This window comes from Actinomyces sp. W5033 (genome assembly GCF_051303165.1).
The window spans coordinates 37,867-57,556 of the sequence record NZ_JBPPGD010000005.1; the positions used below are offsets into that span (position 1 = coordinate 37,867).

17 protein-coding genes are annotated in these 19,690 nt (G+C 74.0%); 11 read left to right on the forward strand and 6 right to left on the reverse strand.

Annotation, left to right across the window (positions count from 1 at the left end; translation table 11 throughout):
* Nucleotides 1–106 precede the first annotated feature (106 nt).
* The 4 genes from ACSJJR_RS04550 to ACSJJR_RS04565 all read right to left on the reverse strand — a co-directional run bounded on the left by ACSJJR_RS04550 (nt 107) and on the right by ACSJJR_RS04565 (nt 5,891).
* On the reverse strand, nt 107–1,168 hold the full coding sequence (locus ACSJJR_RS04550; RefSeq protein WP_435942300.1) for an alpha/beta fold hydrolase: 1,062 nt from the start codon (nt 1,166–1,168) through the stop codon (nt 107–109).
* On the reverse strand, nt 1,149–1,787 hold the full coding sequence (locus ACSJJR_RS04555; protein ID WP_435942301.1) for a DUF998 domain-containing protein: 639 nt from the start codon (nt 1,785–1,787) through the stop codon (nt 1,149–1,151). Before ACSJJR_RS04555 ends, ACSJJR_RS04550 begins: the two co-directional genes overlap by 20 nt.
* A complete protein-coding gene (gene lysX / locus ACSJJR_RS04560; RefSeq protein ID WP_435942302.1) occupies nt 1,784–5,029 on the reverse strand; it encodes a bifunctional lysylphosphatidylglycerol synthetase/lysine--tRNA ligase LysX in 3,246 nt (1,081 codons plus the stop codon). The genes ACSJJR_RS04555 and lysX overlap by 4 nt, the downstream gene beginning before the upstream one ends.
* A gap of 103 nt (nt 5,030–5,132) precedes the next feature.
* Nucleotides 5,133–5,891 carry an ROK family protein gene (locus tag ACSJJR_RS04565; protein WP_435942303.1) on the reverse strand — a complete coding sequence of 253 codons (759 nt, stop codon included), beginning with the start codon at nt 5,889–5,891 and terminating at the stop codon, nt 5,133–5,135.
* 37 nt (nt 5,892–5,928) lie between these two features.
* Here ACSJJR_RS04565 and ACSJJR_RS04570 point away from each other — a divergent pair, with 37 nt between their 5' ends.
* The 4 genes from ACSJJR_RS04570 to glmM all read left to right on the forward strand — a co-directional run bounded on the left by ACSJJR_RS04570 (nt 5,929) and on the right by glmM (nt 9,660).
* Nucleotides 5,929–6,894, forward strand: coding sequence for a tRNA pseudouridine synthase A (locus ACSJJR_RS04570; protein ID WP_435942304.1), 966 nt, complete (start codon nt 5,929–5,931; stop codon nt 6,892–6,894).
* A gap of 308 nt (nt 6,895–7,202) precedes the next feature.
* Complete coding sequence (rplM, locus tag ACSJJR_RS04575; RefSeq protein ID WP_249367374.1) at nt 7,203–7,646, forward strand: 50S ribosomal protein L13; 444 nt, start codon at nt 7,203–7,205, stop codon at nt 7,644–7,646.
* A gap of 43 nt (nt 7,647–7,689) precedes the next feature.
* Nucleotides 7,690–8,184 (forward strand): 30S ribosomal protein S9, encoded by a 495-nt coding sequence (gene rpsI / locus ACSJJR_RS04580; RefSeq protein WP_435942305.1) that lies wholly within the window; start codon nt 7,690–7,692, stop codon nt 8,182–8,184.
* Nucleotides 8,185–8,295: 111 nt separating this feature from the next.
* Nucleotides 8,296–9,660 (forward strand): phosphoglucosamine mutase, encoded by a 1,365-nt coding sequence (gene glmM / locus ACSJJR_RS04585; RefSeq protein WP_435942306.1) that lies wholly within the window; start codon nt 8,296–8,298, stop codon nt 9,658–9,660.
* Nucleotides 9,661–10,013: 353 nt separating this feature from the next.
* Here the strand turns inward: glmM and coaA are convergent, their stop codons facing one another.
* Complete coding sequence (coaA, locus tag ACSJJR_RS04590; protein WP_435942307.1) at nt 10,014–10,994, reverse strand: type I pantothenate kinase; 981 nt, start codon at nt 10,992–10,994, stop codon at nt 10,014–10,016.
* 119 nt (nt 10,995–11,113) lie between these two features.
* Between coaA and glmS the strand changes: the two genes are divergently transcribed.
* Nucleotides 11,114–13,000: a glutamine--fructose-6-phosphate transaminase (isomerizing) gene (gene glmS / locus ACSJJR_RS04595; protein WP_435942308.1), complete on the forward strand. Its 1,887-nt coding sequence runs from the start codon at nt 11,114–11,116 to the stop codon at nt 12,998–13,000.
* Nucleotides 13,001–13,016: 16 nt separating this feature from the next.
* On the opposite strand, the gene ACSJJR_RS04600 is transcribed toward glmS, so the two are convergent.
* Complete coding sequence (locus tag ACSJJR_RS04600) at nt 13,017–13,406, reverse strand: holo-ACP synthase (protein ID WP_435942309.1); 390 nt, start codon at nt 13,404–13,406, stop codon at nt 13,017–13,019.
* A gap of 80 nt (nt 13,407–13,486) precedes the next feature.
* On the opposite strand from ACSJJR_RS04600, the gene ACSJJR_RS04605 reads away from it, so the two are divergent.
* The 6 genes from ACSJJR_RS04605 to ACSJJR_RS04630 all read left to right on the forward strand — a co-directional run bounded on the left by ACSJJR_RS04605 (nt 13,487) and on the right by ACSJJR_RS04630 (nt 19,674).
* Nucleotides 13,487–15,340, forward strand: a complete 1,854-nt coding sequence (locus ACSJJR_RS04605; RefSeq protein ID WP_435942310.1) for a bifunctional ADP-dependent NAD(P)H-hydrate dehydratase/NAD(P)H-hydrate epimerase — start codon at nt 13,487–13,489, stop codon at nt 15,338–15,340.
* Nucleotides 15,337–16,611 (forward strand): alanine racemase, encoded by a 1,275-nt coding sequence (gene alr / locus ACSJJR_RS04610; protein ID WP_435942311.1) that lies wholly within the window; start codon nt 15,337–15,339, stop codon nt 16,609–16,611. Before ACSJJR_RS04605 ends, alr begins: the two co-directional genes overlap by 4 nt.
* The gene (gene tsaE / locus ACSJJR_RS04615) at nt 16,608–17,162 is read left to right on the forward strand and encodes a tRNA (adenosine(37)-N6)-threonylcarbamoyltransferase complex ATPase subunit type 1 TsaE (RefSeq protein WP_435942312.1); all 555 of its coding nucleotides are present in this window, start codon (nt 16,608–16,610) and stop codon (nt 17,160–17,162) included. Before alr ends, tsaE begins: the two co-directional genes overlap by 4 nt.
* Nucleotides 17,163–17,197: 35 nt before the next feature.
* Entirely contained in the window at nt 17,198–17,896 is a 699-nt protein-coding gene (gene tsaB / locus ACSJJR_RS04620; RefSeq protein WP_435942313.1) for a tRNA (adenosine(37)-N6)-threonylcarbamoyltransferase complex dimerization subunit type 1 TsaB, read from the forward strand.
* The gene (gene rimI / locus ACSJJR_RS04625) at nt 17,893–18,471 is read left to right on the forward strand and encodes a ribosomal protein S18-alanine N-acetyltransferase (RefSeq protein ID WP_435942314.1); all 579 of its coding nucleotides are present in this window, start codon (nt 17,893–17,895) and stop codon (nt 18,469–18,471) included. Before tsaB ends, rimI begins: the two co-directional genes overlap by 4 nt.
* Nucleotides 18,472–18,918: 447 nt before the next feature.
* The gene (locus ACSJJR_RS04630) at nt 18,919–19,674 is read left to right on the forward strand and encodes a succinate dehydrogenase cytochrome b subunit (protein WP_435942446.1); all 756 of its coding nucleotides are present in this window, start codon (nt 18,919–18,921) and stop codon (nt 19,672–19,674) included.
* The last annotated feature ends 16 nt before the right edge of the window (nt 19,675–19,690 follow it).

Below are 19,690 nucleotides of genomic sequence, written 5' to 3' on the forward strand. Positions count from 1 at the left end.
AGTGGACCCCGCCCTCAGCGCAGGACGAAGGGGTTTGTTTGGAAGGTTGGGGGGGCTGTTCGCGGTTGGGGGGTGGCCCCCGCAGCCGTGTCAGTGAACCACGCTCTCAGCGCAGGACGAGGTCGAGGACCTCGCACACGGCCCGGGCCACCTGCCGGGGCGCGTCCTGGGCCATGAGGTGCCCGGAGCGAGGCACCCGGCGCACCACGAGCCGGCCGAAGGCCTGCTCGGCGGCCGCAAGGCGACGTCGTGAGGCGTAAGGGGGTGCCTGGAGCAGGACAGTGGGCACCTGCACCGCGAGGCGGTCCTGTGAGCGCACCCGCAGCAGGTCCTCCTGTTGGGCCGAGTAGGCCAGGGACTCCGCCGCGCCACCGGTGAGTGCGCGGGCGCTCCACGTGTCCGCCCAGGCGGGAGCGTCCAGGGCCTGGGGACGCGAGACCTGGCGTCGCATGCCGGCCCTTACCAGCGTGGCGACCACCCGGTGCGCCGCCGGCACAGCCAGAAGGCGGCGCACCGCCCCGAGGGCGAGGCCGGCCAGGGGTGCCCGGCCCCCGACGGCGCCGACCGCCAACGGGGGCACCAGCGCAGGCCGGAGCGCGAGGGAGGGGTCTACGAGGACGATCCCGTCAACGAGGTCGGGACGACGGCGTGCGAGCAGCTCGGCCTCGAAGGCCGCCATCGAGTGGGCCACGAGAATGGTTGGGGCGCCGTCGGCCACCCCCAGGTCCTCCAGCAGGCGAGCGAGGACGGCGGCCTGGACGTCGAGTGACGGCAGCCCGGAGCAGCGGGTCCCCAGGCGCCCCTGCCGGTCGATGAGGACGTGCCACCCGGGCAGGTGCGTGAGGACCGGCTCCCAGAAGGCCGAGCCCAGGCCTGCGCCCGCCAGGAGCACAAGGGTGGGCACGCGGCTCGCGCCAGGCCCCGGTGCGTCCGGGCCGGCCTGGGCAGAGGGCGGGTGCCCGCCGGCCAACCGGGCCCCGGGCGGGTGGGGCGCCCCGGGGGCCGGCAGGCGCCTGGCGGTGACGCCGGCGCGGCGCGCCCAGTGGCCCTGCCGCGCGGTGTACTGCTGCGCGGTGTGCTGCCGCCCGGTGTGCTGCCAGCGCCGGCCGACGGCGCCCGAGCCCTCCCCGCGCCGGCCGGCAGCGGCCTCATGCTCGAAGGCGGGCACCGGCGTCGTCACCCCTGTCAAGCCGGAGGGCGAGCACAGCCCCCACCATCGAGGACAGCAGCACCTGCCCCACCTGCGGCCACCACTGGCTGCCGGGGGACAGCGCCGCCAGCACCAGGGTGAGCACGTCCAGCAGGCCGAGCCCCACCGCCGCCACGAGCGCGCCGCCCACCTGTGGCCGCGGCGCCCCCATCTCCCGCAGCGCCAGCACCAGCAGCACGAGGGCACCGAGGAAACCGGTCCCCACCACGCCCGAGGCAAGCGTGTGCAGCGCCGCGGCGAGCCCCGTGTCCTGGCACGTGACGTCCATGCTCGGGGAGCAGGGCATGTTGCCCAGGGCGTCGGCCACCGTGCCCACCCCGGCGGCCGCCAGGGCGAGGGCCAGCAGCGTGGACCAGCGGCCGAGCAGGTCCCGCCACCCGCGCCTGCCCAGGGCGGCCACGGCCGCCAGCAGGAGGCCGGCGAGCAGGTCGCCCCCGCGGAAGACCCACTGCCAGGGCTGGTCGTCGGCCGCGAGCTCGGACAGGTACCCGGGCAGCGGGCCGCCGGCCCACAGCAGGGGGGCCAGCACCCACGTGTTGTAGGACAGCAGCACGGCAGCGGCCAGCAGGCGCCTCATCGTGAGGGCCTGACGAGCGGGAAGGCGATGGTCTCGCGGATCGACGCGCCCGTGAGCATCATGACGAGACGGTCCAGGCCGAGCCCCAGCCCGCCTGCGGGCGCCATGCCGTGCTCCAGGGCCTCGAGGAAGGCCTCGTCGAGCTCCATCGCCTCAGAGTCACCGCTGGCGGCCGCCAGCGACTGGGCCGTCAGCCTCTGCCTCTGGATCACCGGGTCCACGAGCTCGGAGTAGGCGGTGCCGACCTCCGAGCCGAAGATGATGAGGTCCCAGCGCTCGGCCAGGGCAGGGTCCTGGCGGTGAGGACGGGTCAGCGGCGAGGTCTGGGAGGGGAAGTCGCTGAAGAAGGTCGGCTGCACGGTGCTGGACTCCGCCAGGTGCTCGTAGAGCTCCTGGACCAGGGTGCCCCACCCCCAAGAGGGCTCGTGGCGCAGGCCCAGGCGCTCGGCGTGGGAGCGCAGCACGGCGACGGGGGTGGAGGTCGTCACCTGCTCACCCAGCCCGTGGGAGACGGCGTCGCACACGCTCACGGTGCGCCACGGCAGCGCCAGGTCCACCTCGTGCTCGACCCCGCCCACGGTGCCGCGCACGAGGGTGGTCCCCAGCGCCTCCGTCGCGGCCGAGACCACAAGGTCCTGGACCACCGTCTTCATCACCTCGTAGTCGGCGTAAGCCTGGTAGGCCTCCAGCATCGTGAACTCAGGGTTGTGGGTGGAGTCCGCCCCCTCGTTGCGAAAGCTCCTTCCGATCTCGAAGACGCGGTCCATGCCGCCCACGACGAGCCGCTTGAGGTAGAGCTCGGGAGCGATCCGCAGGTACAGGTCAAGGTCGTAGGCGTTGATGTGGGTGCGGAAGGGGCGCGCGTTCGCCCCGCCGTGCACCGGCTGGAGCATCGGTGTCTCCACCTCGAGGTAGCCGCGCCCGAGCAGCCGGCCGCGCACGGCCTGCACGGCCCGGGAGCGGGCCTCGACCAGCCGTCGCTGGCGCGCGGACGTGATGAGCGCCAGGTGGCGCTGGCGCACAAGCGCCTCCGGGTCGGTCAGGCCGCGGTGCTTGTCCGGCAGGGGGCGCAGGGACTTGGAGGTCATGACCCAGCCCGTGGCCAGGAGGCTGGCGGTGCCGGTGCGTGACCTGCCGGGCACACCGGTGACGGCCACCTGGTCCCCGACGCGCACGAGACGCCGGAACCGGGCCAGGGCCTGCGGGGCCTGGTCGCGCTCCAGGAGCACCTGCACCTGCCCGCCCCAGTCGCGCAGGTCCGCAAACAGCACACCGCCGTGGTCGCGCAGCCCCATGACGCGCCCGGCGACGGTCCGCTCGCCCGCGCCGTCGAGCGCCTGGGCGCAGCCGGCCGTGACGGCGGTGCTCGCCGGGTAGGGGTCCACCCCCTGGGAGAGCATCCGCTCGCGGCAGGCGGCGCGCTCGCGCATCTCGTGGGGCAGGCGCACGGCCGGGCCGGGCTCGGGAACGGCACGGGTGAGGGCCAGCATGCGGGCGCTGTCGGCGTCGCTCAGGCGCTGCTGGGGCCACTGCTCGCCGCACAGGCGGCCTGGGGGGCGTAGGAAGCCCTCGGCGACGGCGATGGCCGTCGAGACGCGGGCGAGGTCGCCGGCGTCGGCGTAGCAGATCATGCGCGGCACCCAGTCGGGCTCGTAGCGGGAGTTGGAGCGGTACAGGGACTCCAGCTGCCACCAGCGCGAGGCCGCCAGGAGCACCTTGCGGCGCGCGCGCTGGATCGGACCGGCCCCCAGCCGCTCGCCCTGGGCGAAGACGTCGCGGAAGACGGCGAAGTTGAGCGAGACCCGCGCGACGGACAGGGAGACGGCCTCGGCCATGAGGGTGCTCACCATGAGCTCGGTGACGCCGTGGTCTGCCTCGGGGTGGCGGCGCATGACGTCCAGGCTCAGCCCGTCGGCGCCCCAGGGCACGAAGGACAGCAGCGCAGCCACCCGCCCCCGCTCGTCGCCCTCGGGGAACAGGGCCTCGACGAGGACGGACTCGCCGTCGGAGGGGTCGTCGAGGCCACGGCCCAGCGCCATGGAGAAACCGCGCTCCGCCTCGCCGTTGAGCCAGGCGGTTGCCAGGGAGCTGAGGCCGGCCAGCTCCTCGGCTGGGATGGAGCGGTGGCGCCGCACCCGCGCGGTGTACCCGGCGCCGGAGGCGTGGCGCACGGCCTGACGGACCTCCGTGAGGTCGTTGAGACGGAAGCGCGAGGGGCGCAGGACGGCCTCGTCGCCCACGCGCAGGGCGTGCATCCCGGCCTGCACCCAGGCGCGCGCGCCAGCCTCGGAGGCGCCGATGACGGCGGGAGTCAGCCCGTAGGACACGCAGTGACGGCAGAAGGCGGAGACAGTGGCGGGCCAGGTGGCCGGGTCCCCCAGGGGGTCGCCGGAGACGAGGGCGACGCCGAGGCTGGGGCGGTAGGAGACGGCGCCGTGCTCGGTGAGCAGGACGGACTTGTCACGGCGGGTGGCGAAGTAGCCGAGCGAGTCCTGGGGGTGGGCCGCCAGGAGCGTGCGCACGCGCTCCTCCTCCTCGACGCTCATGCGCGCGGCCAGCCGCTGGGAGCGCAGCAGGGTGGCCACGCCCGCCAGGAAGGACAGGGCCCAGCCCAGGCCGAGGAGACTGAAGGGCCAGTCGGAGAACTGCCGGACGAGGTCGATGAGGGGGCTGAGGTCAGCCGACAGGAGCAGGGCGGTGAGGACCGAGGGGTGGATGAGTGCGACGACGAGGACGGTCAGCGCGGTGCTGGCGCCGATGCCGAGAGTGGTGACCGTCAGCGCCCGGCGCAGGTTGCCGGGCCGCATGCGCACCCGGTAGGCGTCACGGTCGCGCAGGAGCACGGCGATGAGCACGACCAGCACGAGGATGTTGAAGCCGAGCGCCGCCAGCTCCTGGCGAGAGACCTCCACCTCGGGGATGACGGCCAGCGAGACGGCGGCCAGGACGAAGGCCACGATGCTGAGCACGGCCAGGACGGTGGTGGACACCCAGGCGACCCGGGTGTGGCGCGACAGGGCCGAGCCGAGGATGAGGATGACGACGGCGGTGAACCAGTCGAGCACCGGCAGCGGGACGAACCATGTCAGGGCGAAGGCGCTCAGCGCGCTCAGGCCGGGGACCGGGTACAGGACGGTGGACACCAGCGCCACCAGCCCGACCGTCATGACGGCACGGGGCAGCAGGACAGGGCTCCGGGACGTCCCGAGGGTGCTGGTCCGGAAGGAGCGGGCACGTGTCATGAGCGCATCATGACAGCATCCTGAGCCCGGTCGGATCCCCCGCACAGAGGAGGCCGGCTCCTCCCGGGGTAGGGGAGGAGCCAGGGTGGGCTCAGGGTGCGTCTCAGGGGCGGGCCAGGTCCCAGCAGCGTGCCCCGCCCGTCATCCCGGCCTCATTGGGCACGACCACGACGTCCTCGCCCATGGCTGCGAGCTGCGAGGCGAGAATCCGCCGGGAGTTGCCTCCCCCGAGGTAGAGGCGGTCCCACAGGTACATGGGGCGCAGGGCGTCAACGACGCGCCGCACCCTGCGGGACCAGTGGGCGTCGCCCAGGCGCAGGCGCTCGTGCTCACCGATGTAGTCGTCGTAGGTCAGGCCCCAGCGGATCGGGCCCTGGGAGATCTCCACGTGGGGGGCGAGCACGCCGTTGTCGAAGACCGCGTTGCCCAGCCCGGTGCCGAGCGTGATGGTCATCTCGTGGCCGTGGCCGGTGACGACGCCGGCCGCGGCGACCTCGGCGTCGTTGAGGACGAGGACCGGGCGCCCCAGGCGCTGGGTGAGGGCCGTGCCCATGTCGAAGCGCCGCCACATCTCGACCAGCTCGGGCAGCACCCGCGAGCGGGGGCCGTCGCGGGTGATGTAGTGGGGGGTGGCGACGACGATGCCGTGGCGGATCATGCCGGGCATCCCGACCGTCACACGATCGGCCTGTGGCAGCTGGGCGGCGAGATCGGCGATGGTGTCCACCAGTGCCTGCGGCGGCAGGGGGTAGGGCGTTGGGGTCCGCACGGCCCGGGAGATCATCGCGCCCTCGGGGGACAGCACGGAGGACTTGATACCGCCCCCGCCACAGTCGACGGACAGGGTCGTGGGACTGCTCATGGCGGCAGGCTACCGGCGGGCGTGGTCGAATAGCGTCATGCTCACCGATGCGACGCCGGCTCACGCGCCCGCTGACTGTGTGCGCCTGAGGCTCGACCTCGCCTACGACGGCGCCGGCTTCAGCGGCTGGGCCGCCCAGCCCGGCCTGCGCACGGTCGAGGGCGAGCTCACCCAGGCCCTTGAGACCGTGCTGCGCGTGCCCGTGAGGCTGACCGTCGCCGGCCGCACCGACGCCGGCGTCCACGCCGCCGCCCAGTGCGTCCACCTTGACGTGCCCATGGCCGCGTGGCGGGCCGTGCCCGGTCGCTCGGGACGCCGCCCGCAGGACGCCCTGCTCACCCGCCTCGCCGGGGTCCTCGCCCGCCAGGCGCGCCTGGCCGCCGACGCCGGGATCACCGGGCCGGTCCCACGCGGAGCCAGTGACCTCGTCGTCACCGGCGCGCGCGTGGCGCCCGAGGGCTTCGACGCCCGCTTCTCCGCCCTCAGCCGCCGCTACGTCTACCGCGTCGCCGACGGCGGCCCCGGCGGCGCCCCGCGCAGCGCCACCCGCCGGGGCCAGGTGCTGTGGCTGCCCGAGGAGCTGGACGTCGAGGCCATGGACCGCAGCGCCCAAGCCCTCCTGGGTGAGCACGACTTCCTGTCCTACTGCCGCCCGCGCCAGGGGGCCACGACGGTGCGAACCCTGCACCGGCTGCAGTGGCGCCGGCCGCTTGACGGGCCCGACGCCGGGCTCGTGATGCTGAGCGTGGTGGCGGACGCCTTCTGCCACTCCATGGTGCGCTCCCTGGTCGGGGCGGGCCTCGCCGTCGGGCGTGGCAGCAGGGGTGAGGACTGGCCCGGCGCGCTGCTCAGGCGCCGCTCGCGTGACGGCGCCGCCCCGGTGGCCCCCGCCCACGGGCTCACCCTGGAGGAGGTCGTCTACCCGCAGGACGACGCCCTCGCCGAGCAGGCGCGGCGCTCGCGGGTGCTGCGCCGCCCGCCCACCGAGGACTGCGGCTGCTAGCCGCCCTCGCCGGGCGCTCGCGGGTGCGGGGCGAGGGCGGGCGCTGGGCCCGTCGTGGCGCAGGCCGGCCCCAGCGTGTCGGGTCTCACCCTCGCGGCGGCGCCAGTTCTTTTGACCCTCCTTCCGGGGCCCCGGTATGGTGGGCGAACGTCGTGCAGCACGCATGTGCGCGTCCGCGGTGCCGTCCCACTCGCCCCGGATCGCCAGTGCTCCGACCCCTCACCTGACCATGGTGGTCTCGTCGGGCCGCGAGAGCTTCAACGCGCTGCCCGGTGACCCACTCGCCAAGAGAAACGAAGGCAACGCCCGTGCGCACGTACACACCGAAGCCCGGCGACGTCGAGAAGAACTGGTACGTCATCGACGCCACCGACGTCGTCCTCGGCCGCCTCGCGGCCCAGGCCGCGACCCTGCTCCGTGGGAAGCACAAGCCCCAGTTCGCGCCCCACGCGGACTGCGGCGACTACGTCGTCATCATCAACGCCGACAAGGTCGCCCTCACCAACGGCAAGGCTGACAAGAAGTTCGCCCACCGTCACTCCGGCCACCCGGGTGGCCTCACCTCCGTCTCGTACCGCGAGCTGCTCGCGACGCGCCCGGAGCTCGCCGTCGAGAAGGCCGTCAAGGGCATGGTGCCGCACACCACCCTCGGCCGCCAGCAGCTGAAGAAGCTCAAGGTCTACCGAGGCGCCGAGCACCCGCACGCCTCGCAGAACCCCCAGGCTTTCGAGATCACCCAGGTCGCCCAGTAAGCGCTCCAGCGCCCGGCACCCCGCGACAAGCAAAGGACACATCGTGGCTGAGACCACTGTCGATATCGACGCGCTGGACGAGGACAACGCCCCCTCCAGCTACACCACCGAGACCGCTGGCGCCTCCGAGGGCCGCGGGCAGTCCATCACCGCCCCCGGTGCTGGCCTGGGCCGCCGCAAGGAGGCTGTCGCCCGCGTCCGCCTCGTCCCCGGCACCGGCCAGTGGACGCTCAACGGCCGCACGCTCGAGGACTACTTCCCCAACAAGCTGCACCAGCAGCTCGTGCGCGCCCCCTTCACCGTCCTCGACCTCGAGGGCCGCTTCGACGTCGTCGCCCGCATCCACGGCGGTGGCGTCTCCGGCCAGGCCGGCGCCCTGCGCCTGGGCATCGCCCGCGCCCTCAACGAGATCGACCGTGAGGCCAACCGCCCGACCCTGAAGAAGGCCGGCTTCCTCACCCGTGACGCCCGCATCGTCGAGCGCAAGAAGGCCGGTCTGCACAAGGCCCGCCGCGCCCCGCAGTACTCCAAGCGCTGACCCGGCGCCCGCGCCGTCCGCTGCGACGCCGTGGCAGGTCCCGGGCCTGGCCGGGGCGGCGTGGGAGGATGGCACACGTCCCACGACCCCCATTCGGAAGGACTGACTGACATGGCACGACTCTTCGGCACGGACGGTGTGCGAGGCCTCGCCAACGACCTGCTCACCCCCGCCCTCGCCGTTCAGCTCGGTGAGGCCGCCGCACAGGTCCTCACCCGCGGGGCACCCGCCTCCTCCCGCTCGCGCACCGGCCGCTTCCGTGCCATCGTCGGCCGCGACACCCGCGCCTCGGGCGAGTTCCTCGACCACGCGATCAGCGCGGGCCTGGCCTCCTCGGGCATCGACGTCACCCGGGTGGGCGTCCTGCCCACCCCGGCCATCGCGCACCTGACCGCCACGCAGGACATCGAGCTCGGCGTCATGATCTCCGCCTCCCACAACCCGTTCCAGGACAACGGGATCAAGTTCTTCGCCCGCGGCGGCTACAAGCTCGAGGACGCCGTCGAGGACCAGATCGAGGCTCTGCTCGGCCGCACCGACGCCCCGCCGGTGGGCGCCGGCGTCGGCCGTGTCATCAAGGGTGAGACGGTGGCGGACCAGACCTACATCAACCACCTCGTGGACTCCGCCGCCACGGACCTGTCGGGCCTGAGGATCGTCGTCGACGCCTCCAACGGAGCCGCCTCGGCTGTCGGCCCCGCCGCCCTTCGCGCCGCCGGGGCCGAGGTCATCGTCATCAACGCCTCCCCGGACGGGCTCAACATCAACGCGGCCTGCGGCTCCACCCACCCCGAGCAGCTGCAGAACTACGTCACCAGCGTCGGGGCTGACATGGGCTTCGCCTACGACGGCGACGCCGACCGCTGCCTCGCCGTCGACTCCGAGGGCCGGCTCGTGGACGGCGACCAGATCATGGGCCTGCTCGCGGTGGGCATGAAGGCCGACGGCGTCCTGGCCTCGGACACGCTCGTCGTCACCGTCATGAGCAACCTCGGGCTGCTGCTGGCCATGCGCAAGCACGGCATCCGCACGGTGCAGACCGGCGTCGGCGACCGTTACGTGCTGGAGAGGATGCTCCAGGGCGGCTACACCCTCGGCGGTGAGCAGTCCGGCCACGTCATCGACACGCTGCACGCGACCACCGGTGACGGGGTGCTCACCTCCCTGCGCGTGGCAGCGCGTGTCAAGCGCTCGGGCAAGAGCCTGGCCGAGCTGGCGAGCGTTGTGGAGCGCCTGCCGCAGACCCTCATCAACGTCAAGGGGGTGGACAAGGCGGCCGCGCACACGAACAACGCCGTGCACAAGGCCGTCGCCGAGGCGGAGGAGCGCCTGGGGACGACAGGCCGTGTGCTGCTGCGCCCCTCCGGCACCGAGCCGCTGGTGCGTGTCATGGTCGAGGCCGCGACCCAGGCCGAGGCGGACGCCGTCGCCTCCGGGCTCGCCGAGGTCGTCAAGGACAACCTCTCGCTCGCCTGAGCCGCCCCGCCGTCGCCCGGCCCCGCCGTCGCCCTCGAACTCCTCGGTTTGCGCTCGAAAGTACGGCGAATCACCGTACGCTCGCGCGCAAACCGAGGAGGTGGGCGGGTGGCGGGGCTCAGTGGTGTCCACGCAGCGGACATCACAGCCCGCGCAGTGGTCGTGCCTTGCGGTGACCCCTGGAATCCTGCGGTTCTCTTCCGGAGCCAGTGGCTGACTGGTGGCTGATGTCCGTGCTGTGGACACCGGTGCGTGCTGCGCTGTCCCCGACCACGGCCTGCGGGCCTCAAGCACTGACCTCGGACCGGGTTCGGGCCCGGCTGCGAGGTGTCCCGGCTGCGAGCCGCGCCCGCTCAGGCCTTGCGCAGGAGCACCCGCTGCACGTGGTGGTCCGGCCCCTTGTGGAGCACGAGCGTGGCCCGCGGGCGCGTCGGCGCAATGTTCTCGCGCAGGTTCGCGAGGTTGACCGACTCCCACACCTCGTTGGCCGCCGCCACCGCCACGTCGTCGGGGACGGACGCGAAGGGGCGGAAGTACGACGTCGGGTCGTGGAAGGCCGTGCGCTTGAGCGTGAGGAAACGGTCGAGGTACCAGCGGCGGATGTCCTCGGGGTCGGCGTCGACGTAGATCGAGAAGTCGATGAAGTCGCTCACCGCCAGGGCCGACCCTCCGGGGACAGGGGTGTCACGGCCCCGCGTGTGGACGCGGCGCGCCGGCTGCAGGACGTTGAGGCCCTCAAGCACGAGGACGTCGGGGCGCTCCACCACCGTCCTCTCCCCGGGCACGACGTCGTAGACCTGGTGGGAGTAGACCGGGGCCTCCACCCGCGGCGCCCCGGACTTGACCGCCATGATGAAATCCAGCAGCGCCCGGCGGTCGTAGGACTCGGGGAAGCCCTTGCGCGCCGTCAGTCCCCGCTGCTCAAGCACCGCGTTGGGCAGCAGGAAGCCGTCCGTGGTCACGAGCGAGACCCGCGGCGTCTGCGGGAAACGGGCCAGCAGGTGCGCGATGAGGCGGGCGGTCGTGGACTTGCCGACGGCGACCGACCCAGCCACCGCCACGACGAAGGGAGTCGGGCTCTCGTCCACACCCAGGAAGTCCGCGGTGAGGCGGCCGCGCTCGCGGGTCGAGGCGATGTAGGTCTCCAGCAGGGCGGTCAGTGGCCTGTAGACGACGTCGACCTCGGGCAGGTCGATGGGGTCACCCAGGCCGCGCAGCTTCTCGACGTCGGCCTGCGTCAGCGGCAGGGGAGCCGAGGCCGCCAGGGCCCGCCACTGCTCACGGTCGAGCTCGATATAGGGAGAGGCACTGCTCACGGGCACAGTCTGACGCATTGTCAGCACCGTGATGGGCCGGACGGTGCGTCCGGGGACCGCGGCCGCACAAGGTCACACGGCCACATTCTGACCACCCCCTAGCCGCAGCGGGCCGGACAGTGCTTCGCTGGGTGTCCATGTGCGGAATCGTTGGCCACACCGGCCCCCTGACAGCCTCCGACCGTAGCCTCACCGTCCTCATGGACGGCCTGAGCCGCCTGGAGTACCGGGGCTATGACTCCGCCGGCGTGGCACTGGTCACCGGTGAGGGCCTGGCCGTCGTCAAGGCGGCCGGCAAGCTCGAGAACCTGCGCGAGGCGCTCGACGCCGCCGACCCCGCCCCCGCCACCGCCGGCATCGGCCACACCCGCTGGGCCACCCACGGCGGCCCGACGACGGCCAACGCGCACCCGCACCGGGCTGGCCGCCTCGCCGTGGTCCACAACGGCATCATCGAGAACTTCCGTGCGCTGCGTGCCGAGGTCGAGGCCGCCGGCCGCACCCTGCTGTCCTCCACCGACACCGAGGTCGCCGCCCACGTCCTGGACCTTGACTACGCCCGGCGCCTCGACGAGGCCGGGCCCGACGCCGACCCCGCCGACGTGCTCGTCGAGTCGGTGCGGGCCGTCACCGCCCGCCTGGAGGGGGCCTTCGCCCTCCTCGCCGTCACCGAGCTCGCGCCCGGCACCATCGTCGCCGCCCGCCGTTCCAGCCCGCTGGTCATCGGCCTGGGGGAGGGGGAGGCCTTCCTGGGCTCCGACGTCGCCGCCTTCGTCTCCTTCACCCGCCGTGCCGCCGAGGTGGACGACGACCAGGTCGTCCTCCTCAGGGGCGGGCAGGTCACCGTGTGGGACGCGGACGGGACCCGGGTCGAGCCGCGCACCTGGGAGGTCACCTGGGACGCCTCCGCGGCGGTCAAGGGCGGCTACGAGACCTTCATGGACAAGGAGATCCACGAGCAGCCGGCCGCCGTCGCCGACACCCTGCGCGGCCGGGTTGACGAGCGCGGCGAGATCCAGCTCGACGAGATGCGCATCGACCCGGCGGTGCTGCGCAGTGTGGACAAGATCATCGTCGTGGCCTGCGGGACCGCCTCCTACGCCGGCCACGTGGCCAAGTACGCCATCGAGCACTGGTGCCGGGTGCCGGTTGAGATCGAGCTCGCCCACGAGTTCCGCTACCGCGACCCCGTGGTCAGCGAGAAGACCCTCACGGTGGCCATCTCCCAGTCCGGCGAGACCATGGACACGATCCAGGCGGTGCGCCACGCCCGTGAGCAGGGCTCGAAGGTGCTGGCCATTGTCAACACCTACGGCTCGACCATCGCCCGTGAGGCCGACGCCGTCCTGTACACCCACGCGGGCCCTGAGGTGGCGGTGGCCTCCACCAAGGCCTTCCTCGCCCAGATCACCGCCTGCTACCTGCTGGGCCTGTACCTGGCGCAGCTGCGCGGCAACAAGTGGCCCGACGAGGTCGCCGACTACCTCGCCAACCTTGCCCTCATGCCCGGCAAGATCCAGGACCTGCTCGACGGCCAGGAGGAGCGCCTGCGGGCTCTGGGCGCCGAGCTGGCGGACCGGACCTCCTTCCTGTTCCTGGGGCGGCACGTCGGCTACCCGGTGGCCCTGGAGGGTGCGCTCAAGCTCAAGGAGCTGGCCTACGTGCACGCCGAGGGCTTCGCCGCCGGCGAGCTCAAGCACGGGCCCATCGCCCTGGTCGAGGAGGGACTGCCTGTCTTCGTCATCGTCCCGACCCCCCGCAGGCCCGTCCTGCATGACAAGGTGATCAGCAACATCCAGGAGGTCCGGGCCCGCGGCGCCCGCACGATCGTCATCGCCGAGGAGGGGGACCGGGCCGTCGAGTCCTTCGCCGACGACGTCATCCGCGTGCCCCAGACCCCGACGCTCATGTGGCCGCTGCTGACGGTCGTGCCCCTGCAGGTCTTCGCGGCCGCGCTGGCACGCGCCAAGGGCCTGGACATCGACCAGCCTCGCAACCTCGCCAAGTCCGTCACCGTGGAGTGAGGGCGGGCCGGTGCCCTCAGGCGCCCTCAGCGACGACGAAGGCGAGGGCCAGTCCGGCGTCGTGACTGAGCGACAGGTGCCAGCGGGTGATCCCCAACGTGCGGGCCGTGCGCGCCGCGACCTGCGACAGCGCGAGACGCGGTGGCGTGCTGGGGGCTGAGACAACCTCGACGTCGGTCATCCTCCACCCGCCCGGGACCTCGCGGCCCGCCGCTCCCAGGGCCGAGCCAAGGGCCTTGAGCGCCGCCTCCTTCGCCGCGACGCGGGCCGCCAGCGACTCGACGCGCCCGGCGCACAGGGTGCGTTCGCGCGCGGTCAGCAGGCGCTCGGCCAGGGCGGGAGAGCGCCGCAGGCGGTCCTCGAGCCGGGCGACGTCCACGAGGTCCGTGCCCACGGCGATGATCATGGCACCAGTGTGCCGCAGGGGCAGGCGCCCCGGTCACGAGCGCGCGTGTGCCCGCATCACCGGTGCGTGAGGATAGGGCCATGATGTCCCTCGACACGACCTACGCCTACCCGGCCGCCGCCATCGCCGCCGCCGAGGCGCCGCTGACCCGTGCCACCGAGGCCTACATGCACGCCGCCGCCCAGGCTCTGGCCCAGGCCGCCGTCGAGGAGCTGCGTGCGGGCCGCGGCAGGGTGGTGGGCGCGCCTGTCCTCGTGCTCGCCGGGGGCGGGCACAATGGCGGCGACGCCCTGCTCGCCGCCGCGCTCCTGGCGCACCAGGGCTGCGAGGTCACCGCCCTGCTTGCCACGGACCACCCGCACGGCGCCGCACTCGCCGAGGCCCGGCGAGCCGGTGTCCGCGTGGGCCCGCAGGACGCCGCCGATCCGGAGCTCGTCGTTGACGGCCTCACCGGCCTGGGAGCGAGCGGACCGTTGCGCCCGCGCGCCGCCGGGCTCGTGGCCCCACTCATCGCCGCCGGGGCACCGGGCAAGCGCCCTGTCCGGGTTCTCGCCGTCGATGTGCCCAGTGGCGTCGGCGTCGACGACGGATCCGTCGAGGGGCCGGTGCTCGCCGCCGACCGCACGGTGACCTTCACCTGCCTGCGCGGCGCGCACGTGCGGGCGCCGGCGGCCGCTCTGTGCGGGCGCGTCGATGTTATCGACCTCGGCCTGCCGGTCCCCGAGGCCGAGCCCCTGGCACCCTGCCCCGCCGACGGTGCTCGTGTCCCAGCTGGTCCCGGAGGCCCCGGCGGCCCTGCTGGCCCCGGATGCCCAGCTGGCCCCGGACGCCCTGGCGGCCCCGGTGGCCCGGCGCCCGCCGGAGCGTCCAGCCCCGGCCTGCACGACGACGTGCTGTGCCCGGCCGACGCCGTGCTCGCCAGGCGCCTGCGCGTGCCCGGCGAGCGGGACCACAAGTACACGCGCGGCGTCGTCGAGCTCTGGGCCGGCAGCGAGACCTACCCGGGTGCCGCCGTCCTGACCAGCTCGGGCGCGTGGAGGGCCGGGGCGGGGATGGTGCGCCTGGCCGCCCCACGCCGCGTCGAGGACCTCGTCCTCGCCCACCGCCCCGAGACGGTCCCCGTCCCCGGCCGCCACCAGGCCATCGTCATCGGCCCCGGCACCGACCCCGAGGACGAGCCCCGCGCAACGCAGCTGCGCCGCGCCCTGGGCTCCGTCATGCGTCGCGCCGGCGGCTCCGCCGACACCCCGCCCGTGCCCGCCGTCATCGACGCCGGTGCCCTGCCCCTGCTGCCAGACCTGCTCGCACAGGCACGCACCCTCACCCCCAGCGCGGTGATCACCCCGCACGCCGGGGAGGCGGCCGCACTCCTGTCCGCCCTGGGACGGCCCACCGCTCGCCCGGAGGCCGAGGACCCCGCCACGGCGCCACGGATCGCCCGCGAGCTCGTCCACCGCACCGGCGCCTGCGTGCTGCTCAAGGGCACCCCGACCCTCGTCGCGACTGCCGACGGCGCCTGCTTCCACCTCGACTCCGGCCCGGGCTGGCTCGCCACCGCCGGCAGCGGCGACGTCCTCGCCGGTGTGCTCGGCTGCCTGCTCGCCGCCGATCAGGCCCGCGCCGAGGCCTCAGCCGCCGGTGCCGGCCGTCACCCGGCTGGGCGGACAGCGGCCCGCACCGGCCAGGGGCTGCTCACCGGGGCGGACACCGCCGCCTGCGCCGCGCTGGCCGTGCGCGTGCACGCTCTCGCCGGCGCCCTCGCCAGCGGCGGTGGGGCCGTCGGCCGCACGAGTGGCGCCGGTGGGCAGGCCAGCGCGCCCCCGGGGACCGGCGCCCACCGCTCGGGCCACCCCGTCACCGCCCTTGACGTCGCCGAGGCCGTGCCCGCCGCCGTCGAGCACCTGCTGTCACTGGTGGAAGAATCCTCACCGTGAGACCGCCCGCCACCACCTCCCGCGCCGTCATCGACCTCGACGCCCTCGCCCGCAACGCGCGCGTCCTGGCCGAGGCCGCCGGGACGCCCTGGATGGCGGTGGTCAAGGCAGACGCCTACGGGCACGGCATCGGGCCGGTGAGCCTGACCTGCCTGGCCGCCGGCGCCACCTGGCTCGGCGTCGCCCAGCTTGCCGAGGCCCTGCACCTGCGCGGCCTGCTCGACCAGGCGGGCGTCGCCCGCCCCGAGCCCGGACCCGACGCCGTCCCCACACCCCGGGCGCCCCGCCTCATGTGCTGGCTCGCACCCGTCCTGACCCCGCAGGAGGCCGCCGCACCCGGCTCCCCGCTGCGCCAGGCCCTCGAGGCCGACCTCGACCTGTCGGTGTCCACCACCGCCCAGCTCGAGGCCCTCGCCGCCGCCTGCGCGGCCCACGTGCGCGCTGGTGGCGCGCCCGGCCGCGTCCACCTCAAGGCCGACACCGGCATGTCGCGCGCCGGGGCCGTCCCCGAGGACCTGCCCGCGCTCGCGGCTGCCGCCCGCGGCGCCGAGGACAGCGGGGTGCTCGACGTCGTCGGGCTGTGGTCCCACCTGTCGCGGGCCGACGAGCCCACCTGCGGCTCGACCGAGGAGCACCTGGAGCGCTTTGCCCGCGCTGAGGCCGTGGTGGCCCGGGCCGGGCTGCGCCCCCGGGTGCGCCACCTCGCCGCCACCGGCGGCCTCCTGTGGCACCCGGCTGCCCGTCTCGACCTCGTGCGCGTGGGCATCGGGCTGTACGGGCTGTCTCCGGAGCCCGCCGTCGCCACCTCCGCCGAGCTCGGCCTGACCCCCGTCATGCGTCTGGAGGCGCCCGTGACCATGACCAAGCGCGTGCCCGCGGGCACGCCGGTCTCCTACGGGGGCACCTGGCGCGCCCCCACGGACAGGTGGCTGGGCCTCGTCCCCCTCGGCTACTCCGACGGCGTGCCCCGCCACGCCGCCAGCGCCGGGCCGGTCGCCGTCGGCACACTGCGCACCACCGTCGTCGGGAAGGTCTGTATGGACCAGCTCATCATCGACCTGGGCCCCGCCGTGGACGACGACGGCCAGGACCTGCCCTGTCCCGCCCGCGCGGGGGACACCGCCGTGCTGTGGGGGGCCCCGGAGGCTACCGGGAGCGTGCCCACCGCCGACGAGTGGGCCGCCGTGTGCGGCACCATCAGCTACGAGATCGTCACGCGCCTGGGCCCCCACGTGCCCCGCGTCACCGTCAGCCAGGAGGAGCACCGATGAGCCAGGACCACGCCGGCGGGCGCACAGTCGTCGTCGAGACGACGGACGCCGACGCCACCCGCGCACTGGGCGCCCGCCTGGCCGCGCTCCTGCGCGCCGGGGACCTCGTCATGCTCTCCGGCCCCCTGGGCGCGGGCAAGACGACCCTCGCCCAGGGCATCGGCTCCGCCCTGGGCGTGCGCGGGCGCGTGTCCTCACCGACCTTCATCATCGCCCGCGTCCACCCCGCCCTGGGACAGGGGCCGGACCTCGTCCACGTTGACGCCTACCGGCTGGCCAGCCTGGACGAGGTGGACGCGCTCGACCTGGACACCTCCCTGGAGGAGTCGGTGACCCTCGTCGAGTGGGGCGAGGACAAGGTCGAGGCGCTGAGCGACAGCCGTCTCGAGATCCGGGTCAGCCGCCCTCAGGGGGCCCTCTCGGGCCGCGGCGAGCAGGGCCCCGCGGACCTGCACGACGTCGATGACGGGCGCCGCAGCATCACCGTCACCGCCGTGGGACAGCGCTGGCAGGGTGTGGACCTCACCGTTGAGGGCGGCGCAGCGTCCTGAGCCGGGCCGTCACGGCTGTGACCTAGGCTGTCCCCGTGCGCATCCTGTCCATCGACTCCTCCCTCGGCACCGAGCTCCTCGTCTGCGACGCCTGCCCCGGCGACGACGGCCGGGTGGCGCTGGAGGTCCTGGCCCATGCCTCGCAACCGGACTCACGCCGCCACGCCGAGTCCCTGGGCCCCATGCTCACCGCCGCCCTCGAGACGCCGCAGGTCGCCGACCGCCCCCTGGACGCCGTCGTCGTGGCGACGGGACCGGCCCCCTTCACCGGGCTGCGCGCCGGCCTGGTCACTGCCCGCACGGTCGCCCGCGTGCGCGGCGTGCCCGTCCACGGCGTGCCCAGCCTCGACGCCGTCGCCCGCCGCGCCCTCGACGAGCTGGGACAGGGGGCCACGGTGCGCGTGCTCACCGACGCGCGCCGCCAGGAGGTCTACACCGCCGTCTACCGCGCCCTGGGCAGTGACGACGTCGAGCGCCTGGGCAGCATCGAGGTCATGGCCCCCGCGGACCTTCCCACCGACGACGCCGACGCCCTCGCCGGCTCCGGGGCCGTCCTGTACCCCCGGGTCGTGGCCGCCAGGCCCGTCCTCGCCACCGTCTCCGGCGACGCCGCCGCCCAGGTGCGTGTCGCGCTCGCGAGGCTGGCCGCCGGGCTGGCTCCGCTGGGCACCGAGCCGCTGTACCTGCGTCACGCCGACGCCCAGGTTCCCTCCGCCCGCAAGCGCGCCCTGTGAACGGGGCCGGCGCAGGGCCCGGGGGCGGTGCGCTGCGTCTGCGCCCCATGACCGAGGCGGACCTGCCGCACGTCGCCCGCCTGGAGGCCGGGCTCTTCGGCGCGGAGGCCTGGAGCGCCGCGCTGCTCGCCAACGAGCTCGCGGCGGCCGGTGGCCCGGGGGCGGACCGCGCCTACGCCGTCGTCGAGGAGCTGGAGCAGCCGGGTACGTCGGTGGCAGCCGGACGCGGCGCCCTGCTGGGCTACGCGGGCCTGTGGTACGGCGACGGCCGTGGCGACGCCGACCTGCTCACCATCGCCACCGCCCCGCAGGCCCGCAGGCGAGGGGTGGCCACCCGCCTGCTCGACCACCTGCTCTCCCAGGCCCGCAGGCAGGGCTGTGAGCACGTGCTGCTGGAGGTGCGTGCCTCCAACACCGGCGCCCAGGCCCTCTATACGCGCCACGGCTTCGAGGTGCTGGGCGTCAGGAGGCGCTACTACACGTGCCCCGAGGAGGACGCCCTCGTCATGCGCCTGCGCCTGGGCCCGCCGCGGGGCCCGGGGCCCGTGGGCGCTGAGGCGCTCGGGCGGCACTGAGCCGGGCGGGGCCGCGGGGCAGTGCGCGCCCGGCAAGCCCGCTCACCGGGCGGGGCCGCGGGGCAGTGCGCGTCCGGCAAGCCCGCTCACCGGGCGGGGCCGCGGGGCAGTGCGCGTCCGGCAAGCCCGCTCACCGGGCGGGCGCCGGAACGGCAGCGGCACAGGCTCCTCCTGCCGCACCTGGAGGCCTCGGTTATTTGTCTGACGAATGTGTCACCAAATGTCGCCGTCAGTGGCGCCGGGGGCCGCACGTGCCGGGGACGCAAGCTGCCGGCAGGACCGGGCTCTTTCCGCACGATGACGCCGCGCAGGCAGGCACCTGCCCGCTGGCGTGCACCTGCGTGCACGTACCTGGGACCACGCGGCCCGGCCCGTGGCTACCCTGGTGCCGTGGCCCCAAAGACTGTTTCCCCCAAGAGGCGCACTGCCTTCTCGACCACCGTCTTCATGAAGCGACTCATGGCGTGGTCCGGCATCGTCTTCCTCCTGTTCGTCATCTTCCACATGTACGGCAACACCCACTACTTCGAGGGTGAGATCGCCTACGACCACTACGCCATCTGGCTGCGTCAGCTGCTCCAGCCGCTGCTGCCCTACGGCGGGTTCCTGTGGATCATGCGCCTCGTCCTGCTGGCGCTTCTGCTGGCCCACGCCTGCTCCGCCTTCTACCTGTGGCGCCGCAACAAGAAGGCCCGCGGCAACGACAAGTACGCCGTGAAGAAGTCCAACGCCGAGTACTACGCCTCCCGCTACGCCATGCGCACCATGCGCTGGGGCGGCGTCATCCTCCTGTTCTTCATCATCTGGCACATCCTGCAGTTCACGACGCTGTCGCTGACCCCCGGCGGCGAGTACGTCCACGGCCGGGCCTTCCAGAACATGTACTACGGCTTCCAGCTGTGGTGGGTGTACCTCATCTACCTGCTCGCCATCGCCGCCCTGGCCCTGCACGCCTGGCACGGCGTGTGGTCGGCGCTGCAGACCCTCGGCCTGACCCGCACGAGGATCGTCCCCTTCATCCGCATCATCGCGACGCTGGTGGCCCTCGTGCTCCTCGTCGGCTTCATGAGCGTGCCCACCGCCATCCTGTTCGGCTGGACCGACGCGCCGATGACCGACGCCGAGTACTACCCGCAGTTCTGCCAGGCCATCGGCTCCGCCGCCTCCGAGTTCGCCGAGCACTGTGGCGTCGCTGCCCACTGACACGAGAGTTGAGTGA

What these genes read in the sequence shown, in the direction of transcription:
- ACSJJR_RS04555 (WP_435942301.1), bottom strand. Translation starts at nt 1,787, where the DNA reads ATGAGGCGCCTGCTGGCCGCTGCCGTGCTGCTGTCCTACAACACGTGG.
- lysX (WP_435942302.1), bottom strand. Translation starts at nt 5,029, where the DNA reads ATGACACGTGCCCGCTCCTTCCGGACCAGCACCCTCGGGACGTCCCGG.
- ACSJJR_RS04565 (WP_435942303.1), bottom strand. Translation starts at nt 5,891, where the DNA reads ATGAGCAGTCCCACGACCCTGTCCGTCGACTGTGGCGGGGGCGGTATC.
- ACSJJR_RS04570 (WP_435942304.1), top strand. Translation starts at nt 5,929, where the DNA reads ATGCTCACCGATGCGACGCCGGCTCACGCGCCCGCTGACTGTGTGCGC.
- glmM (WP_435942306.1), top strand. Translation starts at nt 8,296, where the DNA reads ATGGCACGACTCTTCGGCACGGACGGTGTGCGAGGCCTCGCCAACGAC.
- coaA (WP_435942307.1), bottom strand. Translation starts at nt 10,994, where the DNA reads ATGCGTCAGACTGTGCCCGTGAGCAGTGCCTCTCCCTATATCGAGCTC.
- glmS (WP_435942308.1), top strand. Translation starts at nt 11,114, where the DNA reads ATGTGCGGAATCGTTGGCCACACCGGCCCCCTGACAGCCTCCGACCGT.
- ACSJJR_RS04600 (WP_435942309.1), bottom strand. Translation starts at nt 13,406, where the DNA reads ATGATCATCGCCGTGGGCACGGACCTCGTGGACGTCGCCCGGCTCGAG.
- ACSJJR_RS04605 (WP_435942310.1), top strand. Translation starts at nt 13,487, where the DNA reads ATGATGTCCCTCGACACGACCTACGCCTACCCGGCCGCCGCCATCGCC.
- tsaE (WP_435942312.1), top strand. Translation starts at nt 16,608, where the DNA reads ATGAGCCAGGACCACGCCGGCGGGCGCACAGTCGTCGTCGAGACGACG.
- ACSJJR_RS04630 (WP_435942446.1), top strand. Translation starts at nt 18,919, where the DNA reads ATGAAGCGACTCATGGCGTGGTCCGGCATCGTCTTCCTCCTGTTCGTC.